This is a genomic window from Rhodococcus sp. NPDC077669 (assembly GCF_040686915.1).
In the GTDB taxonomy this organism is placed as follows: Bacteria; Actinomycetota; Actinomycetes; order Mycobacteriales; family Mycobacteriaceae; genus Rhodococcoides; species Rhodococcoides fascians.
In genome coordinates, this window is sequence record NZ_JBFBMD010000065.1 from 1 (window position 1) to 1,084 (window position 1,084).

The window sequence follows — 1,084 nt, forward strand, 5'->3', positions numbered from 1 at the left end:
GCGAAGCTGAGAATTTAAGCCCCAGTAAACGGCGGTGGTAACTATAACCATCCTAAGGTAGCGAAATTCCTTGTCGGGTAAGTTCCGACCTGCACGAATGGCGTAACGACTTCTCAGCTGTCTCAACCATAGACTCGGCGAAATTGCATTACGAGTAAAGATGCTCGTTACGCGCGGCAGGACGAAAAGACCCCGGGACCTTCACTACAGCTTGGTATTGGTGTTCGGTTCGGTTTGTGTAGGATAGGTGGGAGACTGTGAAGCGGTGACGCCAGTTACTGTGGAGTCGTTGTTGAAATACCACTCTGATCGTATTGGATACCTCAACCTCGGACCATGATCTGGTTCAGGGACAGTGCCTGGTGGGTAGTTTAACTGGGGCGGTTGCCTCCTAAAATGTAACGGAGGCGCCCAAAGGTTCCCTCAGCCTGGTTGGCAATCAGGTGTCGAGTGCAAGTGCACAAGGGAGCTTGACTGTGAGACTGACAAGTCGAGCAGGGACGAAAGTCGGGACTAGTGATCCGGCACCGGCAAGTGGAAGCGGTGTCGCTCAACGGATAAAAGGTACCCCGGGGATAACAGGCTGATCTTCCCCAAGAGTCCATATCGACGGGATGGTTTGGCACCTCGATGTCGGCTCGTCGCATCCTGGGGCTGGAGTAGGTCCCAAGGGTTGGGCTGTTCGCCCATTAAAGCGGCACGCGAGCTGGGTTTAGAACGTCGTGAGACAGTTCGGTCTCTATCCGCCGCGCGCGTAAGAAACTTGAGGAAGGCTGTCCCTAGTACGAGAGGACCGGGACGGACGAACCTCTGGTGTGCCAGTTGTTCCACCAGGAGCACCGCTGGTTGGCTACGTTCGGAAGGGATAACCGCTGAAAGCATCTAAGCGGGAAGCCTGTTCCAAGATGAGGTTTCTCACCCCCTCGAGGGGGTAAGGCCCCCGGCAGACCACCGGGTTGATAGGCCAGAACTGGAAGTACAGCAATGTATGCAGGTGACTGGTACTAATAGGCCGAGGACTTACCACAAAGAAGCTACGCGTCCACTGTGCAATATCTGAAACAACACACGAGTAGTTGTTCAG

At 54.5% G+C, this 1,084-nt stretch carries 1 rRNA gene; it reads left to right on the top strand.

The window, feature by feature from the left end:
- Positions 1-1,028, top strand: a 23S ribosomal RNA gene (locus AB0P23_RS25465); the annotation flags it as partial.
- Positions 1,029-1,084: the final 56 nt, after the last annotated feature.